Here is an 18407-nt window from a genome sequence, read left to right as displayed (position 1 = left end):
AAATCTAGGGTCAGATGGCGATTCCCACAAGTTTCCAGGCGCGGCGCAGCATCACCGCCTCATAGCTGCCGCGGCTGGTCAGTTCGATGGCGGCGTCCATGGTCTGGTCGGCCCAGTCGGAAAAGCTGGCCATCGGGTTGTTCAGGGTCTGAAGCGCGCGATACCAGACCCGCCCCGGCAGTTCCCAGGCCCGCCCGCCCAGATAGGCGCAGAACAGATAGAAGGCGTGGTTGGGGATGCCGGAATTGATATGCACCCCGCCGTTGTCGTCGCTGGTCGCCACGAAATGATCCATGTGCCAGGGCTGCGGATCCACGCCCAGCAGGTCGTCGGAATAGGCGGTGCCCGGCGCCTTCATGCTGCGCAGCGCCGCGCCGTTGATGCCGGGGCCGAGGATGCCGCGCCCGACCAGCCAGTCGGCCTGATGAGCCTCTTGCCCAAGCGCCCGTTGCAGCGCGAGCGAGCCGAACACGTCGGCGATGCTTTCGTTCAGCGCGCCGGACTGGTTTTCATAGATCAGCCCGCCGGAATGCTGGATGACGCCATGCGCCATCTCGTGCCCGATCACCGACAGTTCCAGGAAGGTGCGGAACACCTTGCCGTCGCCGGTGCCATAGGCCATCTGTTCGCCGTTCCAGAAGGCGTTGTTGTAATCGCGCCGGTGGTGGACGGTGGCGACCAGCGGCATTCCCGCGCCGTCCAGGGAATTGCGGCCGTATTCCTCGGCAAACAGCGAGAAAACCTGGCCCGCCGCGTCATAGGCCGTGTCGGCATCCGCGATGCCCGTGGGATCCTGGCCTTCCGACCGGATCAGCTTGCCGGGCAGGGCGGCGCGGAACTGGCCGTCATGGATGCGGCGGTCGGGGCAGCACAGATCCTCGGCCGGGGTGACGGCCGTGGAGGCATAGGCGCCGCCGGGGGCCTCGGCCGGGGGCAGGCCCGCGCGGGTGAATTCCGCCCGTTCCTCGCGCAGCTTTTCGGTCTGCTTCAGCAGCGTGCGCGCCATTTCCGCCATCCTGGCATCGCCGCGCAGGACCAGCACCCGCAGCATATAGGGCGGCACGATGCACTGGATCGAAGGGTGCTGCGAACCGGTCAGCGAAAAGCACATGAGGCGAATCCCGTCCTGGAAGATTCATCCCAGAATAGCACGGGCCGAACATGAACGAAATAGGAACATCAGTCGATGCGGCGCCCGCTTTCCGCCTGAAACAGGTGCAGCGATCCGGGGCGCCAGGCCAGGCGCAGGCTATCCGGCAGTTCGGTCCCCGAGGGCAGCGTCACCGTCAGCCGCTCGCCCCCGGTCTGGCCGTGGACCAGGCGTTGCGCGCCCAGTTCCTCGACCGCCAGAACCTCCATCTCGATGGGTCCGTCCGGGGCGGGGGTCAGATCCTCGGGGCGGATGCCGATGGTTCCGGCATGGGCCGTGCCGGGCAGGTGCGGGACCGCGCGATTGCTGATCAGGTTCATGGCCGGGCTGCCGATGAAGCCCGCGACGAAGGTCGAGGCGGGCTTGCGATAGACCTCGAGCGGGGTGCCGATCTGTTCGATCCGGCCCGCGTTCAGCACCACCAGCCGGTCAGCCAGGGTCATCGCCTCGAGCTGGTCATGCGTGACATAGATCGAGGTCGTGCGCAGGCGGCGCTGCAAATCCTTGATCTCCAGCCGCATGGTCACGCGCAGCTTGGCGTCCAGGTTCGACAGCGGCTCGTCGAACAGAAAGGCGGCGGGGTCGCGGACGATGGCGCGGCCCATGGCGACGCGCTGACGCTGGCCACCCGACAGGGCACGGGGCTTGCGGTCCAGATAGGGGCCGATTTGCAGGATCTCGGCCGCTTGGGCCACGCGGCGGTCGATTTCCGCGCGCGGCGTGCGGCGGTTCTTCAACCCGTAGGCCAGGTTCTGGCGCACCGACATATGCGGATAGAGCGCGTAATTCTGGAACACCATGGCGATGTCGCGGTCGGCGGGCTCGATGTCGTTGACCACCTGGTCGCCGATGCGGACCGTGCCTTCGCTGATGCCTTCCAGCCCGGCGATCATCCGCAGCAGCGTGGACTTGCCGCAGCCGGACGGGCCGACCAGCACGATGAATTCGCCGTCCGCGATGTCGATGGACACGTCGCCCACGGCGCGGGTGCCGCCGGGATAGATCTTGCCGACCTTGTCGAGGGTGATGGATGCCATGTCTTACTTCTCCGTCTCGACAAGACCTTTGACGAACAGGCGCTGCATCCCGATCACCACCGCGACCGGGGGCAGCATCGCCAGCATCGCCGTCGCCATCACCAGATGCCATTGCGGCAGCCCGTCCACCGCATCCGCCATCCGCTTGATGCCCGCGACGATGGTATAGTAATCGCTGCTGGTGGTGATCAGCAGCGGCCACAGATACTGGTTCCACCCATAGATGAACAGGATCACGAACAGCGCCGCGATATTGGTGCGCGACAGCGGGATCAGGATGTCGCGGAAGAATTTCATCGGGCCCGCGCCGTCGATGCGGGCGGCCTCGGTCAACTCGTCGGGGATGGTCAGGAACACCTGGCGGAACAGGAAGGTCGCGGTGGCCGATGCGATCAGCGGCACCGACAGCCCGGCATAGCTGTTCAGCATCCCCAGGTCGGCGACCACCTGGAAGGTCGGGACGATGCGCACCTCGACCGGCAGCATCAGGGTGATGAAGATGCACCAGAAGGCCAGTTGCCGCAGCGGAAAGCGGAAATAGACGATGGCGAAGGCCGAGGTGATCGAGATCGCGATCTTGCCGCAGGCGATCAGCAGCGCCATGATCAGGCTGTTCAGCATCATCGTGCCGACCGGCGGCGTGCCGCTGGTGGAAACGCCCGAATCCAGCATCCGGGCATAGTTTTCCAGCAGATGCGGGCCGGGCCACATCGGGATGGTCCCCGACATGAAGTCGGTCGCGGTATGGGTCGAGGCGACGAAAGCCACCCAGACGGGCAGGGCGACGATGACGACCCCCAGCATCAGCGTCAGATGCGCCAGCAGGTTCAGGCCGGGGCGGTTCTCGATCATCAATAGGCGACCTTCTTTTCGACCCAGCGGAACTGGATCACCGTCAGCGCGATCACGATCAGCATCAGCACCACCGACTGCGCCGCCGACGATCCCATGTTCTGGCCCACGAAGCCGTCGAAATAGACCTTGTAGACCAGGATGTTGGTGGCCTGGGCCGGGCCGCCCTCGGTCGTGGCGTCGATCACGGCGAAGGTGTCGAACATCGCATAGACGATGTTCACGACCAGCAGGAAGAACGTCGTCGGAGAGATCAGCGGCAGGGTGATGTCGAAGAAGCGGCGCACCGGACCCGCGCCGTCGATGGCGGCGGCCTCGCGCAGGGATGCCGGGATGGATTGCAGGCCCGCCACGAAGAACAGGAAGTTATAGCTGATCTGCTTCCAGGCGGATGCGATCACCACCAGAATCATCGCGTCCGTCTTCGAACCGATATGGTTCCAGTCATAGCCGACCATCGCCAGCACATAGGGCATGACGCCGATGGTCGGGTTGAAGATGAACCACCACAGGATCCCCGCCACCGCCGGGGCCACCGCATAGGGCCAGACCAGCAGCGTCGTATACAGGCTGGACGACCGGATCATCCGGTCCACGGCCACCGCCAGCAGCAGCGAAAACCCCATCGACAGGATCGTGACCGACACGGCGAAGACCGCCGTGACCTGCAACGAATTCAGGTATTCCGCGCTGTTCCACAGCGCCCTGAAGTTCGCCATCCCGACGAATTGCGTGCTGATGCCGAAGGCGTCCTGGCGCAGGACGCTTTGCCGGATGGCCTGGGCGGCGGGCCACAGGAAGAACACGAAGGTGATCGCAAGCTGCGGCGCCAGCAGAAGCCAGGGCAGAAGCTGGTTGCGGAAGATCGTGCGCTTCATGGGCCCGCCTTGTCAGGGGACGGGGCCGCGACGATGCGCGGCCCCGTGCCGGTTACTGGTTCTGCGCCTGGAACTCTTCCAGCAGCGCGTTGCCGCGCTCGACCACGGAATCAAGCGCTGCTTGGGCATCCTTGGACCCCGACAGCACCTGCTCGAACTCCTCGTCGATGATGCCGCGGATCTGGACATAATTGCCGAAGCGCAGGCCCTTGGAATTCTCGGTCGGCTCGTTCAGGGTCATCTGGCGGATGCCGGTATCGGCGCCGGGGTTTTCGGCGAAGAAGCCCGCCATCTCCTCGGTGGCCGCCTGCGTGATCGGCAGATAGCCCGAGAAGGACGCCCAGTCGGCCTGGACCGAAGGCGAGGACAGGTATTCGAAGAACTTGGCGACGCCCGCATATTCGGCATCGTCGCGGCCCGACAGCACCCACAGCGTCGCCCCGCCGATGATGGAGTTCTGCGGCGCGCCTTCGACATCGTCGTAATAGGGCATCATCCCGAAGCCCAGTTCGAAGTCCTTGGCATTGGCGACGACGCCTGCCCGGCTGGCCGAGCTGTTCATGATCATCGCGCAGTCCTGCGCATAGAACATCGGCGGGGCGTTGTCGCCGCCGACCGGACCGCCGTATTTGAACACGCCCTCGTCGGCCCAACGCTTGAGGTTTTCCCAATGCTTGACCTGCACCGGCCCGTTCACCGTCAGCCGGGCCGAGGTGCCGCCGAAGCCGTTCTGTTCCGTGCCGATCGGCTGGTTGTGCCAAGCGGACAGGTTTTCGGTGTGGATCCAGCTGATCCAGCCGGTCGTGAAGCCGCAGGTCGCCGCGCCCGAGTCGATGATCTTCTTCGAGAACTCCTCCATCTCGGCCCAGGTCTTCGGCGGGGTGTTCGGGTCAAGGCCCGCCTTCTCGAACACGGTCTTGTTGTAATACAGGATCGGGGTCGAGCTGTTGAAGGGCATCGACAGCATGTTGCCCTCGGTGTCGCTGTAATAGCCGACGACGGCCGGGATGAAGGCGGCCGGATCGAAGGCCACTTCGTTATCGGCCATGAGCTGGTGGACCGGAATGATGGCGCCCTTGGCGGCCATCATGGTGCCGGTTCCGACCTCGAACACCTGGACGATGGCGGGCTGCTGCTGCGCGCGGAAGGCGGCGATCGCGGCGGTCATCGTTTCGGGATAGGTGCCTTTGTAGGACGGCACCACGGTGTATTCGTCCTGGCTGTCGTTGAAGCCCTTGGTGATCTCTTCCAGCTTGGCGCCCAGCTCGCCGCCCATGGCGTGCCACCACTGGATCTCGGTCTGCGCATTCGCCGCCGACAGCGATGCGATCAGCGCCATCGCGGACGCCGTGATAAGTCGGTTCATGATTTACCTCCCTTATGGAGCTGCGGTTCGCGACGGGCCTAGCGGGCCGAGGTGACGCAAACGCAACATCCGCATGACGGAAAGGTGACATCCCTTGACCATCCGGTCAATCTTTCCGGGCCGCCGTCCGCCTTAATATAATTTCAGGCGGTTGCGTCGCGTGGCCGGTCACGCCCCGCGCAGCCGCGCCATCAGCGGCACCACCGTCGCCTGCAAGACCGGGTTGATGATGCGGTGGATGACGGGGATCAGGATCAGGCCCAGGACCAGCCCGAAGATGCCGTCGAAAAACGCCGTCACCACCCAGGCGACTGTCCCCGCCGCCTGCGGAACGGCATGGGCCGCGGCCTCGGCCCGGTGGTGGATCCAGTCATAGGGACCGGCCCAGCCCAGTTCGGCAAAGCCGTGCAGCACGATCTGGCCGCCGACCCAGATCATGGCGGCGGTGCCGACAATGGTCAGCGTCGTCATGAAGCCGGGCATGAATTTGACAATGCCGCGCCCGATGGCCGAGGACAGGCCGTTGCGCCGCGTCGCCAGGTGGACGCCCATGTCGTCGGCCTTCACGATCAGCGCCACGAAGCCATAGACGGCGGCGGTGATGCACACCGCCACCAGGACCAGGATCAGCGCCTTCGTCCAGATCGAATCGCCGACTGGAATGGTCGCCAGCGCGATGGTCATGATTTCCGCCGACAGGATGAAGTCGGTCTTGATCGCGCCCGCAACCCGCGCCTCCTCCAGCGCCGCGCCGTCCGAATCGGGATGGACATGTTCCGCGCTGTCATGCGTGTCGCCATGGCCAAGCGCATGGGCGATCTTCTCGGCCCCCTCATAGCACAGATAGGCGCCCCCCACCATCAGCAGGGGAGAGATCGCCCAGGGCGCGAAGGCCGACAGCAGCAGCGCCACCGGCAGCAGGATCACCAGCTTGTTGAACAGCGACCCCCGCGCGATCTTCCAGACGATGGGAATCTCGCGGCTGGCATCGAAGCCGTGGACGTATTTCGGCGTCACCGCCGCGTCGTCGATCACCGCCCCCGCCGCCTTGGCCCCGGCCTTGGCCGCCTGTCCCGCCACATCGTCGATGGACGCGGCCGCGACCTTGGAGATCGTGGCCACATCGTCCAGAAGTGCTAGAAGTCCGCTCATCCGATCCTCACCGGCTGTTTCCGGCGCGATCCTTGGCGCTGTTCACGCCGAAAGCAAGCCTTTGTTGGGCGGGTTTGTTCAATCCAGCCTGACGTTGGCGTCGCGGACCACGGGTTCCCATTTCGCCATCTCGGCCTTCACATGCCGGGCCAGTTCCTCGGGGCCCGAGGCGACGATGGTGGCCGAGAATTCGGCCATGCGGGCGGCGACCGCCGGGTCGGCCATGGTTGCCTGCGCCGCCGCGGCCAGGGCCTCGATGGCCTCGGGCGGGGTGCCTGCGGGGGCGAACAGCGCGTTCCAGCTATAGGTCTCGTAGCCCGGCAGGGTTTCGGCGATGGTCGGGATGTCCGGGAAGCTGGGGCCGCGTTCCGCCGTGGTCACGCCAAGCGCGCGCAGCTTGCCGCTGCTGATATGGCCCGATGCCGAGGGCAGGTTGTCGAAGATGATCGGCACCTGATTGCCCAGCACGTCGGTCAGCGCCGGGCCGGATCCCTTGTAGGGTATGTGGTCGATCTGGATCCCCGCCATGGACTTGAACAATTCGCCCGACAGGTGCAGCGGCGTGCCGTTGCCCGAGGACGCATAGGCCAGCGGTTCGGTCTTTGCCAGGTCGATCAGTTCCTGCACGGTGTTGACCGGCAGTTCCGGGTTCACCGCCAGCACGTTCGGCACCAGCACCAGCAGCGACACGGGCGCGAAATCGGCCACCGGATCATAGGGTTTCTGCTTCAGGATCAGCGGGTTCAGCGCATGGGTCGCGACCGTGCCCATCAGGATCGTATAGCCGTCCGCGTCGGCCTGGGCGACCTGGTCCGCGCCCAGCGATCCGCCCGCGCCGCCGACATTCTGGACGACGACCTGCTGGCCCAGTTCCTGGCCCATGCGTTCGGCGACGATGCGGCCCACCACATCGGTGGACCCGCCCGCCGCGAAGGGGATCACCAGGGTGACGGGGCGGTCGGGAAATTCGGCGGCGGCGGCGCCGGCAAGGCCAAGCGCCAGGGCCGTGCCCAGCAGGATGCGGCGGGTGATGGTCTGCATGGTTTCCTCCTTGGTTGGGTCAGGCGTCGCTTTCGGTAAAGACCTCGTCGCGGCGCTTGCGGATCTGGGGCAGAAAGACCAGCACCAGGATCGCCAGCGACAGGACCAGCAGGCCCGCGCTGATCGGACGGGTCACGAAGGTGGTGGGATCGCCGCGCGACAGGATCATCGCCCGGCGCAGGTTCTCCTCCAGCAGCGGCCCCAGGACGAAGCCCAGAAGCAGCGGCGCGGGCTCGCAGCGCAGCTTGGACATGACATATCCCAGCAGGCCGAAGAAGGCGACGGCAAACAGGTCATAGGCGTTCGAGTTGACCGAATAGACACCGATGGAACACATCGCCATGATGATCGGGAACAGCACGTAATAGGGCACGGTCAGCAGCCTGACCCACAGCCCGATCAGCGGCAGGTTCAGCACCACCAGCATCAGGTTGCCGATCCACATCGACGCGATGATGCCCCAGAACAGCGCGGGCTGTTCGGAAACCACGTTCGGTCCCGGCACGATGCCCTGGATGATCATCGCCCCGATCATCAGCGCCATCACCGGGTTCGCCGGAATGCCCAGCGTCAGCAGGGGGATGAAGCTGGTCTGCGCGCCCGCGTTGTTGGCGCTTTCCGGCCCGGCGACGCCTGCCAGGGCGCCCTTGCCGAATTCCTCGGGGTGTTTCGACAGCTTCTTTTCGACGGTGTAGCTGGCGAAGGACGCCAGGATCGCGCCGCCGCCCGGCAGGATGCCCAGCACCGAACCGACCCCTGTGCCGCGCAGGACCGGGCCGATCATCTGGCGGAATTCCTCGCGCGTCGGGAACAGGCGGGTGATGTTTCTGGTCGTCACCTGGCGGTCGTGTTCGTCTTCCAGGTTGCGCAGGATCTCGGCGATGCCGAAGACGCCGACGGCGACGGCCACGAAGTTCAGCCCGTCCGCGAACTGGGTCATGCCCATCGTGAAGCGCGGCGCGCCGGTATAGACATCGGTCCCGACCATGCCCAGCAGCAGGCCCAGAACCACCATCGCCAGGGCCTTCAGCACCGATCCATGCGCCAAGGCCACCGACATCACCAGCCCCATGACCATCAGGCTGAAATACTCGGCCGCGCCGAATTTCAGCGCGATGGTGGTCAGCGGCGGCGCGAAGATCGCCACCAGAAAGGTCGCCACGCTGCCCGCGAAGAACGATCCTAGGGCCGCCACCGCAAGCGCCGTTCCCGCGCGGCCCTTGCGCGCCATCTGGTATCCGTCGATGGCGGTCACGGCCGAGGAGCTTTCGCCCGGCATGTTGATCAGGATCGCCGTGGTCGAGCCGCCATATTGCGCGCCGTAATAGATCCCCGCCAGCATGATCAGCGAGGACACGGGTTCCAGTTGAAAGGTGATCGGCAGCAGCATGGCGATGGTGGCCGTGGCGCCGATGCCGGGCAGCACGCCGATCAGCGTGCCCAGCAGCACGCCGATCAGGCAGAACATCAGGTTCGCCAGCGATGATGCGACGCTGAAGCCCAGGGCCAGGTTGGAAAGCAGGTCCATGCGCGCGACCCTTACAACGGCAGCCAAGGGCCGAAGCGCCGGAAGGGCAGGCCCAGGCCATAGGAGAAGATCAGCGTGGACAGGATCGTCACCGCCACCGCCAGGATTAGCGCGGCCAGCGGCCGCATCCGCACCGATGCCTGCGTGGCGATCAGCGTGGTGATGAACAGGGCGGGCACGAAGCCCAGGCCGCGCACCGTCAGGCCGAAGAAGATCGGCGCGGGCAGGATGAACAGGATGCCGCGCCAGGCGACGGCTCCGAAGGGTTCGTCATCGGCGCGCCCGAAGGCCTTGACCAGGATGATCGCGCCCAGCAGGAACAGCAGTCCCGACAGGACCATCGGGAAATAGCCCGGCCCCATGCGGATCGAGGTTCCCATCTCCAACCCCAGGCTCTGCCAGGCGAAGAAGGCGGCGATGGCCATGAACAAAAGGCCCGCCGCGATATCGGTGCCGTCTTTCGGTTTCGTGGACATGATCCCCTCGCGTGCCGGAAAAACCCGCCGCCCGTGGGACGGCGGGGCATGGGTCAGTCGGCATAGACGCCCGCGGCCTCGATCACCGGCTTCCAGCGGGCGATTTCGGATTCCAGCTTGGCCTTCAGCGCCTCGGGCGTGGCGTCCTCGGACGAGAACGGCGCGGTGCCCAGGTCGGCCATGGCCTTGGCCACGCCTTCGTCGGCCAACGCCTTTTGCAGCGATTCCGACAGGCGCTGATTGATCTCGGGCGCGGTGCCCTTGGGGGTATAGATGCCGTGCCAGATGCCGAACTGCATCGCCTCCAGCCCGGATTCGGCGGCGGTGGGCAGGTCGGGGAACAGGTCCAGCCGTTCGGGCGTGGTCACGGCATAGGCCTTGATCCTGCCCGCCTTGATCTGCTGGGTGGTGTTGGTGGTCTGGTCGCACATGATGTCCACCTGCCCCCCCAGCAGGTCGGTCATCGCGGGGCCGGTGCCCTTATACGGCACAGTGACCAGGGGCGCTTCCAAAGCCTGCATCAGCAGCATCCCGCACAGATGGCTGGCCGCACCGATGCCCGCATTCGCCAGGGTCAGTGAATCGGCGTTCGCCTTGACGTAGTCGATGAAGGCCGGGAAATCGGCCGGTTCGAAATCGGCCCGCGCAGTGACGACCATAGGCACCTCGGTGACAAGGCCGACATATTCGAAGGCGTTCAGCGTGTCATAGGGCAGGTTGCGATACAGCGTGGCCGAGGTGGCCATGCCGATGTGATGCAGCAGCACCGTGTATCCGTCGGCCTCGGCCTTGGCGACCTGGGCCGCGCCCAGCGTGCCGCCCGCGCCGCCGACATTCTGGATCACGATCTGCTGTCCCAGGTCGTCCGACATGCGTTCTGCGACCAGCCGGGCCACGGTGTCGGTCGGGCCGCCTGCGGAAAACGGCACCACCATGGTGATCTGGCGTTCGGGATAGCCCTGGGCAAAGGCGGGCGCGGTCAGGATCGTGGCGGCGAAAAGCGCGCCGATCAGTTTCGAAGCGGTCATGTGTCCTCCCAGACTGGCCGGCGGCGCGGTTGACGCCGCCGTCATGCTGACGACAGCTTGCGCCAGCATTCGGACAAGGCACAATCTTTTTTTTAGCCTTTGGAAAGCGCCGCGACCGGGTCCATCCGCGCGGCGCTGCGGGCGGGCAGAAAGCCGAAGGTGATGCCGATCAGGGTCGAGCTGATCAGCGCCGCTATCATCGCGTTCGGCGACTGGATCATGGTGAAGCTGGTGCTGAAGCGGTCGAAGACCAGGCCGAATCCAAGCGCCGCCGCGATGCCCAGGATGCCGCCGATCATGCAGACCAGCACGGCCTCGATCAGGAACTGTTGCAGGATGTCGCTGCGCCGTGCGCCGACCGCCATGCGCAGGCCGATTTCCGACACCCGTTCGGTGACCGAGACCAGCATGATGTTCATCACCCCGATCCCCCCGACCACCAGCGAGATGACGGCGATGGCCGCGATCAGCAGGGTCAGCGCGCCGGTGGTGCTGGTGATGGTCTGGCGGATCTGGTCGGTGTTGACGATGAAGAAATCCTGCGTGCCGTGCCGCTGGGTCAGGAACGCGGTCACGGCCGATTGCGCCGCCCCCATGTCGGCATCGTCGGCGATCCGCAGCGTCAGGCTGGACAGGGTGCTGGTCCCCAGATAGCGCGCCTGCACCGTGGTATAGGGCGCGTAAAGCCGCAGGCTCTGGCTGCCGCCCGGCCCGCGCGAGGCGATCTCGGCCACGCCGACCACCTGCAACAGCGCATTGCCCGCGTGGATCACCTGGCCCACGCCGCCGTCCGCGCGGTCCGGGAACAGGCTGTCGCGGGTGTTGGTGTCGATCACCACCTCTTGCGCCATGCGGTCGATGGCCGCCTGGCCGAAGCTGCGACCGGCGACGATGGCCGACCCGGTGACAGCGAAGTAATCTGCGCCGACGCCGCTGATCTGGGCGCTGGCCTCGGTCCCGCCGAAGCGGATGGTGGCGGTGGTGGCGGTGCCGGGGGTCGCGGCGGCGACGAAGGGCAGGCGGCCCAGGGCCTCGGCATCCGCCGCGACCAGGGTCTTGATCCGGCCCGAGCGCATGTCGCCGAAGTCGCGGCCCGGAAACACCTCCAGCGTGTTGGTCCCCAGCGACGAGATATTGGCCAGCACCTGCTGGCGCGACCCTTCGCCAAGCGCCACCACCGACACGACCGAGGCGATGCCGATGATGATCCCCAGCATGGTCAGGAAACTGCGCAGCTTGTGCGCGCGCATCGACACCAGGGCCATGCGCAGCGCCTCGCGGAAGGCCGAGCCGGGCAGGGCGGATGCGCCCCGGTCAGCCTTGTCGCGGCGGACGGGGGCGGTTTCGGGGCGGTTCTGGCGGTCGGCGATGATGCGGCCGTCGCTGATCTCGATCACGCGGCGGGCGCGGGCGGCGACCTTGGGGTCGTGGGTGACGATGATGATCGTGCGCCCGTCGGCGTTCAGTTCTTGCAGGATCGACAGCACCTCCTCGCCGCTGCGGCTGTCGAGCGCGCCGGTCGGCTCGTCCGCCAGGATGACGCTGGCGTCGTTCATCAGCGCGCGGGCGATGGACACGCGTTGCTGCTGGCCGCCCGACAGGGCCGCCGGGCGATGGTCCAGCCGCGCGCCCATGCCCAGCCGGTCCAGCAGCCCGGCGGCCCGCGCCCGGCGGACCGATGCGCCCTCGCCCCGATAGACGGCCGGGATCTCGACATTGCCAAGCGCGGTCAGTTCCGGCAGCAGGTGATACCGCTGGAAGATGAAGCCGAAGCGTTCGCGCCGCAGCGCTGCCAGTTCGGAATTGTCCAGCCCGCCGGTATCCTGGCCCGCGAACAGATAGCGGCCGGTGCTGGGCCGGTCCAGGCAGCCCAGGATGTTCATCAGCGTCGTCTTGCCCGACCCCGACGCGCCCATGATCGCCACGAATTCGCCGGGCCGGATGGTCAGGTCCACGTCGCGCAGCACCGTCAGGCTGCCCTCGCCCTGGGGATAGCTGCGCCCGATGCCCGTCAGCTGGATGATCGGCCGGTCCACCGGATCAGCCCCGCATCCCGCGCGGCATCCCGCCCAGCGGGTTGCGGGCGGGGGCGCCGCCGTCTGCGCCGCCGGTGCCGGTCACGATCTTCTCGCCCTCGGCCAGGCCCTCGGTGATCTCGGCCATGACCTTGTCGTTCAGCCCGACGCTGACCAGGCGTTCGGACAGCGTGCCGTCGCTGCCCTGGACCTGAAGCCGATAGCGCCCGTCCGGGCCGGGCGATCCAAGCGCCATCGACGGCACCGTCAGCACGTCCTGCGCGCCGCCCAGCACGATGTGGACCTGGGCGGTCATATAGGTGCGCAGGGTGCCGTCCGGGTTCGGCACGGTGAAGCGGCCGTTGTAATAGATCGCCTCGGACGTGGCGCTGCTGCCGGTTGCGGCGCTGCCGGCGATGCTGGGATCGTTGACGATGGAATCGGGGGCGGGGGCCAGGGCCTCCAGCACGGCGTCATAGCGGCGGTCGGGCGCGCCCAGGGTGGTGAACCAGACCGCCTGTCCGGGCCGCACCTGGCCGATATCGGCCTCGGATATCTCGGCGAAGACCTCCATCTGCGTCAGATCGCCCAGCACGACGATGGTGGGGGCGGATTGGGCGGCGTTGACCGTCTGGCCCTGCTGCGCGGTGATCGCCAGCACGGTGCCGTCGCTGGGCGCGGTGATGCGGGTATAGTCCAGGTTCGCCTGCGCCGTCTCGATGGCGACCTGGGCCTGGGCGATCTGGGCGTCCAAGGCCTCGATCTGGGCCTTGGATACCGCGACATCCGACACGGCCGTATCGTATTCGGCCCGCAAGGACAGGTTGCTGCGCTGCAATTTCGCCAGCCGGTCCAGGGTGCGTTCGGCCAAATCCAGCGTCGATTCCCGCTCGACCCGCTGGGCGCGGGCGACGGCCAGGTCGGATTGCGCGGATTTCAGCGCGTTCTGCTGGTTGACGGAATCGATCTCGGCGATCAGGTCGCCCTTCTTCACGGCCTGGCCCAGGTCCACGGCGATGCGGGTGATCCGCCCCGAGGCCTGCGCGCCCACCGCGACCAGGTTCCTGGGCTTGAGCGTGCCCTGGGCCAGCACCGTCACCTGGATGTCGCCGCGTTCCACGGGGGTGGTCAGCACGGTCGCGCCGCCGCGCGCGGTCTGGCCGATGCCCACCGCCGCCGCCCCGGCGGCAAGCGCCGCGCAGATCGCCAGTGCCAGCACCCCGTGGCGAAACCGAACCCGCATCTGCCCGTCCCTTTTCGGAAAACCATTCTCCGTCCCATAGATAGCGTCGGGGGCGGCAGATCCAATGCCGCACGCGCGGCTGGCGCGACAGATTTGCAAACCACTGTTGCGGCGACGGCGCGGGAAACGTCCGGTTGCGGATTTCCGCGCCGGCGGCGCGCCGGGCGTTCTGGTCCGGGTCGAACATGCGCCCCCACGGGGAGCGGCAGCGGGCGGTGTTGCCGACAAGATGATTGCAAGATGATTGCTGGCGGGCGGGATCAGGAAACGCATCGCGTTTCCCCCGCCCCTGGTGTGAGGTTTCCACCAGAGACGGTCCGATCCCACGACCACGGAAGGTCGGCGCCCGCCTGGGGGCGGGGCGGGCGCTGACCGGGCCTTGAAGGCCCGGCGGTTCGGGAAGGACAGGGCATCGCGTGGCGAAGGCGATGGCCTTCGCCAATCGGTTCGTCCGGCCTTACTGCACCGCCCGGATCGCCGGATAGGCGGCGCGGAACGCCTCGTATCCCGCCTCGAAGCGGTCGCGCAGCGCGGCGTCTTGTGCGATCTCCTCGACCACGTCGGGGGCGGTCATCACCTGGGCCACGCTGCCCGCCCCCGCCGCGACCATGCCCAGCCGCGCCGCGCCAAGGGCCGCGCCGAATTCGCCGTCCGCAGGCAGGGTCAGCGTCACGTCCAGCACCGTGGCGATCGCCCGCAGCCAGTATCGCGACCGCGTCCCGCCGCCGATGGCCATCATCCGATCCAGCCGCGCGCCGGTCGCCTTCAGCGCCTGATGGCTGTCGCGCAGGCCGAAGGCCACGCCCTCCAGCACGGCGCGCACCATGTCGTCGCGCGTCGTGCCCGACCCCAGGCCGGTGAAGGCGCCGCGGATGACCGCGTCGTTATGCGGCGTGCGCTCGCCCGACAGATAGGGCAGGAACCGCACCGCTCCGGGCGCTTGCAGCCTGTCGCCCAGGCCCGCCGTCAGGTCGGCGGGCCGCGCCCCGGTGATCCGCGACAGCCAGTTGAGGCTGTCGGTCGCCGACAGCATCACCCCCATCTGATACCATGTCCCCGGCACCGCATGGCAGAAGGTGTGCAGCGCCGTCCGGGGCGCCGGGTGATAGCCGTCGCGCGCCGCCACCAGCACGCCCGAGGTTCCCAGCGACACGAAGCCTTGGCCCTCGGCCATGGCGCCGATCCCGCAGGCGGCGGCGGCATTGTCGCCCGCCCCGCCCGCGACGGTCACGGGATGCGACAGCCCCCAGGACCGCGCCAGATCGCCGCGCAGCTGACCGGCGGGGTCCGACCCCTCGACCAGCCGGGGCATCTGGTCGCGGCGCATGTGGCCCGCCGCCAGCAGCGCGTCGGACCAGTCGCGCGCGCCGGTATCCAGCCAGGACGTGCCCGCCGCATCCGACATGTCGGTGACGTGATCGCCCGTCAGATACAGGTTCAGGAAGGCCCCGGGCAGCAGCACGCGCGCGATGCGGGCGTAATGGTCGGGTTCATGCGCGCGCACCCAGTCCAGCTTGGGCGCGGTGAAGCCCGGAAAGACGATGTTGCCCGACAGATCGCGGACGCCGGGGGTGGCGTCCAGGGCGGCGGCCTGTTCATGGCTGCGGGTGTCGTTCCACAGGATGCAGGGGCGGATCACCCGGTCCTCGGCATCCAGCAGCGTCGCGCCATGCATGTGGCCCGCCACGCCGATGCCGCGCAGGGCGGCGAATGCGGGATGGCGGTCGCGCAACTGGGCGACGGCGCCCTCAAGCGCGGCGATCCAGTCGGCGGGATCCTGTTCGGACCAGCCGGGATGGGGATGACTGACGGGATAATGCCGCTCGGTCGCGCCGATGGGCCTGCCGCCGCTGTCCACCAGCAGCGCCCGCAACCCCGATGTGCCAAGGTCGATCCCCAGAAAGCTCATGTTTCCCCCCGAATGCGTTCATCGCTCTGTCGGCTGCCGATCCAGAAGCGCGTCCAGCATCCCGTCCATGTCCGGCAGCACCACGGCGGCCCCGGCCTCGGTCAGGCGGCGCGCGTGATCGGCCTGCATCCCGGCCAGATGGCTGCCCCCGGTAAAGCCCACGGCGCGCATCCCGGCGGCGCGCGCGCCGACGATGCCATGGGGCGAATCCTCCATCACCGCGCAGGCTTCGGGTGGGATGCCCAGCCGCTCGGCCGCCAGCAGGAACAGGTCGGGGGCGGGCTTGCCGCGCTTGACCTGATCGGCGCTGAAGACGCGGGCGCCGAACCGGTCGGCCAGCCCCGCCACCCGCAAGGTCACGCCCAGCCGGTGGACCGAACTGCCGGTGGCGTTGGCCACCGCCACGCCGCGCGCCGCCAGATCGTCCAGCAGCGCCGGAATGCCGGGGATCACCCGCAATTCGGCGGGATAGCGCGCCAGCAGCCGGGTTTCGAACTCGCGGGCGAAATGGGGCAGGTCGTCGCGGTCCAGGGCCTCGGCGATGTGGCTGACGATGGACTGGATCGACACGCCCAGGAACCTGCGCCGCAGCTCGTCGATGGTGGTGTCCAGCCCCTCGGCCGCCATCAGGTCGGCCAGGGTTTGCAGCGCCATCGGCTCGCTGTCGACCAGGCAGCCGTCCATGTCGAAGATCACGGCGCGGATATCGGACATGCGGCCCCCGTGTGTTGGCGTTAACGGCCCGATCCCTACACCCAACGGGCGCGGATGACAAATGCCGCCGCCTGCGCTATGGCCGGGACCATGACCCATCCCCATCTTTCCCCCGTCCGAGAGCTTTACGTCTCGCCCGACGCCGCCGCCGCCCTGTTGGCCGAGGCCGGCAAGCTGCCCGCCTGGAGGCTGGAGGGGCGGCAGGCGGGCGACCTGGCGCTGCTGATGAACGGCGGCTTCTTCCCGCTGCGCGGCTACATGACCCAGGCCGACCACCACGCCGTCCCCGAGGCGGGCTGGCCGGCGCCGCTGGCCTTGCAGGTGACGGCGCATTTCGCAGCGCGGATCCAGCCCGGCGACGACATCGCCCTGTGCGACGAAGACGGCGTGGCGGCGGTGATGTCGGTGACCGACGCCTGGGGCGATCCGGTGCTGCTGGGCGGCAAGGTCAAGGGGCTGCGCCGCCTGGGGCAGGGTCCGACACCCAACGCCCTGCGCGCGCTGTTCCGCGACAGGGGCGCGGACCGGGTGCTGGCGGTCCAGCCGGACCGGCCCGATCAGGTCGCGCCCGCCGCCCGGCTGGCGCGGGATCTGAACGCCGCCCTGCTGATCCAGCCCCTGCCGGGCGTGGTGGCCGATGTCCCGGACGGCGCGATCCTGGCGCCGCTGCCGGTGGCCCCGCCCGCCGGTCCCCAGGGCGCGCAGTGGCAGGGGCAATGGCAGTGGCAGGGAATGGTCGCGCGCAACCACGGGGCCACGCATCTGATGCTGTTCGACGCCGCCGCACGGGACGGCTATCGCCCCCATCAGGACCGGATCGGGGTGAGGATGATCGGGCCGGACGAAACCCCGTGACAGCGGGGGCCGCCCGGTCCTGAGGGGCAGGGCGGCCCCCGCCCGCCGTCACCCGCCCGCCGTCAGTGGACGCTGACCGGCGTCAGTTCGTTCTGGCGCGCCAGCAGGAAGGCCAATGAGCGTTCCTTGACCAGGGCCAGCCGTTCGCCGTCCGCGTCGTGGACGGCATAGAGGCTGTCGATGCCCTCGAGCTGCCTGCGGACCTCGACGGGCAGGGTGCTGGTCTCGACCTGCCGGATATAGACGGTCTTCGCGGCGTCGCTGCCGCCGAAATCGAATTTGGTATCCATGATGATCCCCTTTACTTGCGGCTGATCGGAATGGTCTGGACGATCTGCCGGGGCTGCACACGCTTCAGATCCACATGCAGCAGTCCGTTTTCGATGGTCGCGGCCTCGACCTCGACCCCGTCGGCCAGAACGAAGCTGCGCTGGAAGGCGCGGGCGGCGATGCCCCGGTGCAGGAACACGCGGTCCCTGTCCGGTTCCGCCATCCGGCCGCGGATGACAAGCTGCCGGTCTTCGGTCGTGACGGACAGGTCCGGCTCGGCGAAGCCGGCGACGGCCAGCGTGATCCGAAACCCGTCGGGGGCGATATGTTCGATGTTATAGGGGGGATAGCCCTCGGCCCCCTTGGCGGCCCGTTCGGCTAGGCGTTCGATCTGGTCGAAGCCCAGAAGATAGGGATGCGCCCCCAGTGAAATCTTCGTCATGTCAGCCCTTTGCCCATCAAGCGACTGTGGCGCGGACCCCGTTTGCGGCAATCCGCCTGGGTTCAATATGTGGACGGGGCGGGGACCGTGCAAGGGGCGGTCCGGGATCAGGCCCGCCGGGGCCAGGAATATTCCGGCCGACACCGGGCGCAACGAAGCATCTTGTTAACATGCGCCCTGCTAACGATTATAGTCGATGCGAAGACCATTCGCGTCCAGCCGGGCAAGCCAGATGAACATGCACCACGAAATGTCCCATGACGAAATCGCCCGCGCCAAGCTGGCGGCGCTGCGCTGCGAACATCGCGACCTGGACGAGGCGATTGCGGCGCTGTCGGCCCAGCAACTGACATCCTCGCTGGCGCTGCAACGGCTGAAGAAGCAGAAGCTGGTGCTGAAGGACCAGATCGCCCGGCTGGAGGATGAGATCACCCCCGACATCATCGCCTGA

General features: G+C 67.6%; 18 protein-coding genes. 2 read left to right on the top strand and 16 right to left on the bottom strand.

Features of this window, described 5'->3' with window-relative positions; all coding sequences use genetic code 11:
- Nucleotides 1–10: 10 nt before the first annotated feature.
- From PXD02_RS12250 to PXD02_RS12185, 14 genes are all read right to left on the bottom strand, one after another.
- Nucleotides 11–1111 carry a M4 family metallopeptidase gene (locus PXD02_RS12250; protein WP_275104145.1) on the bottom strand — a complete coding sequence of 367 codons (1101 nt, stop codon included), beginning with the start codon at nucleotides 1109–1111 and terminating at the stop codon, nucleotides 11–13.
- A 68-nt stretch (nucleotides 1112–1179) separates the two neighbouring features.
- The gene (locus PXD02_RS12245) at nucleotides 1180–2187 is read right to left on the bottom strand and encodes a sn-glycerol-3-phosphate import ATP-binding protein UgpC (RefSeq protein ID WP_275104143.1); all 1008 of its coding nucleotides are present in this window, start codon (nucleotides 2185–2187) and stop codon (nucleotides 1180–1182) included.
- 3 nt (nucleotides 2188–2190) lie between these two features.
- Nucleotides 2191–3039: a sn-glycerol-3-phosphate ABC transporter permease UgpE gene (gene ugpE, locus PXD02_RS12240; protein WP_275104142.1), complete on the bottom strand. Its 849-nt coding sequence runs from the start codon at nucleotides 3037–3039 to the stop codon at nucleotides 2191–2193.
- On the bottom strand, nucleotides 3039–3917 hold the full coding sequence (gene ugpA / locus PXD02_RS12235) for a sn-glycerol-3-phosphate ABC transporter permease UgpA (RefSeq protein ID WP_275104141.1): 879 nt from the start codon (nucleotides 3915–3917) through the stop codon (nucleotides 3039–3041). Before ugpA ends, ugpE begins: the two co-directional genes overlap by 1 nt.
- 52 nt (nucleotides 3918–3969) lie before the next feature.
- Nucleotides 3970–5283, bottom strand: a complete 1314-nt coding sequence (ugpB, locus tag PXD02_RS12230) for a sn-glycerol-3-phosphate ABC transporter substrate-binding protein UgpB (protein ID WP_275104140.1) — start codon at nucleotides 5281–5283, stop codon at nucleotides 3970–3972.
- 168 nt (nucleotides 5284–5451) lie between these two features.
- Nucleotides 5452–6435: a DUF808 domain-containing protein gene (locus PXD02_RS12225; RefSeq protein WP_275104139.1), complete on the bottom strand. Its 984-nt coding sequence runs from the start codon at nucleotides 6433–6435 to the stop codon at nucleotides 5452–5454.
- A gap of 78 nt (nucleotides 6436–6513) precedes the next feature.
- A complete protein-coding gene (locus tag PXD02_RS12220) occupies nucleotides 6514–7476 on the bottom strand; it encodes a Bug family tripartite tricarboxylate transporter substrate binding protein (protein WP_275104138.1) in 963 nt (320 codons plus the stop codon).
- 19 nt (nucleotides 7477–7495) lie between these two features.
- Nucleotides 7496–9004 (bottom strand): tripartite tricarboxylate transporter permease, encoded by a 1509-nt coding sequence (locus PXD02_RS12215; RefSeq protein ID WP_275104137.1) that lies wholly within the window; start codon nucleotides 9002–9004, stop codon nucleotides 7496–7498.
- Between the two features lie 11 nt (nucleotides 9005–9015).
- Nucleotides 9016–9480, bottom strand: a complete 465-nt coding sequence (locus tag PXD02_RS12210; RefSeq protein WP_275104136.1) for a tripartite tricarboxylate transporter TctB family protein — start codon at nucleotides 9478–9480, stop codon at nucleotides 9016–9018.
- Nucleotides 9481–9533: 53 nt separating this feature from the next.
- Nucleotides 9534–10508, bottom strand: a complete 975-nt coding sequence (locus tag PXD02_RS12205; RefSeq protein WP_275104135.1) for a tripartite tricarboxylate transporter substrate-binding protein — start codon at nucleotides 10506–10508, stop codon at nucleotides 9534–9536.
- Nucleotides 10509–10600: 92 nt separating this feature from the next.
- The gene (locus PXD02_RS12200) at nucleotides 10601–12544 is read right to left on the bottom strand and encodes a MacB family efflux pump subunit (RefSeq protein WP_275104134.1); all 1944 of its coding nucleotides are present in this window, start codon (nucleotides 12542–12544) and stop codon (nucleotides 10601–10603) included.
- A 4-nt stretch (nucleotides 12545–12548) separates the two neighbouring features.
- A complete protein-coding gene (locus tag PXD02_RS12195) occupies nucleotides 12549–13766 on the bottom strand; it encodes an efflux RND transporter periplasmic adaptor subunit (protein WP_275104133.1) in 1218 nt (405 codons plus the stop codon).
- A 457-nt stretch (nucleotides 13767–14223) separates the two neighbouring features.
- Nucleotides 14224–15675 (bottom strand): xylulokinase, encoded by a 1452-nt coding sequence (gene xylB / locus PXD02_RS12190; protein WP_275104132.1) that lies wholly within the window; start codon nucleotides 15673–15675, stop codon nucleotides 14224–14226.
- Between the two features lie 18 nt (nucleotides 15676–15693).
- Entirely contained in the window at nucleotides 15694–16389 is a 696-nt protein-coding gene (locus tag PXD02_RS12185; protein WP_275104131.1) for an HAD family hydrolase, read from the bottom strand.
- Between the two features lie 90 nt (nucleotides 16390–16479).
- Here PXD02_RS12185 and PXD02_RS12180 point away from each other — a divergent pair, with 90 nt between their 5' ends.
- On the top strand, nucleotides 16480–17244 hold the full coding sequence (locus PXD02_RS12180) for a bifunctional sulfate adenylyltransferase/adenylylsulfate kinase (RefSeq protein ID WP_275104130.1): 765 nt from the start codon (nucleotides 16480–16482) through the stop codon (nucleotides 17242–17244).
- Between the two features lie 62 nt (nucleotides 17245–17306).
- On the opposite strand, the gene PXD02_RS12175 is transcribed toward PXD02_RS12180, so the two are convergent.
- The gene (locus PXD02_RS12175; RefSeq protein ID WP_275104129.1) at nucleotides 17307–17534 is read right to left on the bottom strand and encodes a DUF1150 family protein; all 228 of its coding nucleotides are present in this window, start codon (nucleotides 17532–17534) and stop codon (nucleotides 17307–17309) included.
- Between the two features lie 11 nt (nucleotides 17535–17545).
- The gene (locus tag PXD02_RS12170) at nucleotides 17546–17956 is read right to left on the bottom strand and encodes an Hsp20 family protein (protein WP_275104128.1); all 411 of its coding nucleotides are present in this window, start codon (nucleotides 17954–17956) and stop codon (nucleotides 17546–17548) included.
- Nucleotides 17957–18188: 232 nt separating this feature from the next.
- Here PXD02_RS12170 and PXD02_RS12165 point away from each other — a divergent pair, with 232 nt between their 5' ends.
- The gene (locus PXD02_RS12165; RefSeq protein WP_126155230.1) at nucleotides 18189–18407 is read left to right on the top strand and encodes a YdcH family protein; all 219 of its coding nucleotides are present in this window, start codon (nucleotides 18189–18191) and stop codon (nucleotides 18405–18407) included.

Origin of the sequence: Paracoccus sp. S3-43, assembly GCF_029027965.1 — a bacterium.
In the GTDB taxonomy this organism is placed as follows: Bacteria; Pseudomonadota; Alphaproteobacteria; order Rhodobacterales; family Rhodobacteraceae; genus Paracoccus.
This window is presented reverse-complemented; position numbering and strand designations above follow the sequence as displayed.

Coding starts and splice junctions, on each gene's coding strand:
- PXD02_RS12220 (WP_275104138.1), bottom strand. CDS start 7,476: ATGCAGACCATCACCCGCCGCATCCTGCTGGGCACGGCCCTGGCGCTT.
- PXD02_RS12205 (WP_275104135.1), bottom strand. CDS start 10,508: ATGACCGCTTCGAAACTGATCGGCGCGCTTTTCGCCGCCACGATCCTG.
- PXD02_RS12215 (WP_275104137.1), bottom strand. CDS start 9,004: ATGGACCTGCTTTCCAACCTGGCCCTGGGCTTCAGCGTCGCATCATCG.
- PXD02_RS12245 (WP_275104143.1), bottom strand. CDS start 2,187: ATGGCATCCATCACCCTCGACAAGGTCGGCAAGATCTATCCCGGCGGC.
- PXD02_RS12195 (WP_275104133.1), bottom strand. CDS start 13,766: ATGCGGGTTCGGTTTCGCCACGGGGTGCTGGCACTGGCGATCTGCGCG.
- PXD02_RS12180 (WP_275104130.1), top strand. CDS start 16,480: ATGACCCATCCCCATCTTTCCCCCGTCCGAGAGCTTTACGTCTCGCCC.
- PXD02_RS12225 (WP_275104139.1), bottom strand. CDS start 6,435: ATGAGCGGACTTCTAGCACTTCTGGACGATGTGGCCACGATCTCCAAG.
- PXD02_RS12210 (WP_275104136.1), bottom strand. CDS start 9,480: ATGTCCACGAAACCGAAAGACGGCACCGATATCGCGGCGGGCCTTTTG.
- ugpA (WP_275104141.1), bottom strand. CDS start 3,917: ATGAAGCGCACGATCTTCCGCAACCAGCTTCTGCCCTGGCTTCTGCTG.
- ugpB (WP_275104140.1), bottom strand. CDS start 5,283: ATGAACCGACTTATCACGGCGTCCGCGATGGCGCTGATCGCATCGCTG.
- ugpE (WP_275104142.1), bottom strand. CDS start 3,039: ATGATCGAGAACCGCCCCGGCCTGAACCTGCTGGCGCATCTGACGCTG.
- PXD02_RS12165 (WP_126155230.1), top strand. CDS start 18,189: ATGAACATGCACCACGAAATGTCCCATGACGAAATCGCCCGCGCCAAG.
- PXD02_RS12250 (WP_275104145.1), bottom strand. CDS start 1,111: ATGTGCTTTTCGCTGACCGGTTCGCAGCACCCTTCGATCCAGTGCATC.
- PXD02_RS12185 (WP_275104131.1), bottom strand. CDS start 16,389: ATGTCCGATATCCGCGCCGTGATCTTCGACATGGACGGCTGCCTGGTC.
- PXD02_RS12170 (WP_275104128.1), bottom strand. CDS start 17,956: ATGACGAAGATTTCACTGGGGGCGCATCCCTATCTTCTGGGCTTCGAC.
- PXD02_RS12175 (WP_275104129.1), bottom strand. CDS start 17,534: ATGGATACCAAATTCGATTTCGGCGGCAGCGACGCCGCGAAGACCGTC.
- xylB (WP_275104132.1), bottom strand. CDS start 15,675: ATGAGCTTTCTGGGGATCGACCTTGGCACATCGGGGTTGCGGGCGCTG.